This is a genomic window from Vibrio sp. 2132-1 (assembly GCF_033344315.1).
The window spans coordinates 1-663 of sequence record NZ_JAWPON010000408.1 but is presented as its reverse complement, the minus strand read 5'-3'; the positions used below and the strand labels follow the sequence as shown (position 1 = coordinate 663).

At 44.2% G+C, this 663-nt stretch carries 1 protein-coding gene; it reads left to right on the top strand.

What is annotated here, in order from left to right; genetic code table 11:
• Positions 1-663, top strand: a 663-nt coding sequence (locus tag R8N47_RS25710) for a choice-of-anchor I domain-containing protein (protein ID WP_412034488.1), incomplete at both ends; no start/stop codon positions are given.

Sequence of the window (663 nt, the reverse complement as noted above, 5' to 3'; positions counted from 1 at the left end):
CGCCTTGCAGGAAAATAACGCAATGGCGATTATTGATCCACAAAGCCAATCGGTAGAAAAAATTGTCGCTTTAGGGGAAAAGTCTTGGTCAAATTCAAAGCTGGACGCCTCAAATAAAGATAAGATCATCGGCAATTTGAAAAGCTATCCGCAGTTGGTTGGCTTGTACATGCCCGACACGCTAGACAGTTACTCTGTCAACGGCCAAACCTACATTGTTTCAGCCAACGAAGGGGATGGTCGCGAATATGGTTTTAAAACCACTCAAGCTGAATGTGATCAAGCAGGATTCAAGTGGGATGAGGATGACTATCAAGGTACGCCAGATTACACCAATGTCAAAGGCTCCTGTTTGAGCCATATCGACGAAGTCCGTGGCAAAAAACTCAAAGTTACGACCGACCACCCTCTTGCTGGAGCTCTGAAAGACAACAAACAGCTAGCTAGACTCAAAGTTATCAAACCAAACCACACATTAAACGCAGAAGAAAACGTTCAAGCATTTGGCGCGCGTTCATTCTCAATTTGGAATGAAAATGGTGAGCTAGTTTTTGATAGTGGAGACGATTTCGCAACAGTTGCCCTCTTGAACGAAGGTAAACACTTCAACAGCACAAACGACAGCAACAGTAGCGGTGATGACAGAAGTGATGATAAAGGCAT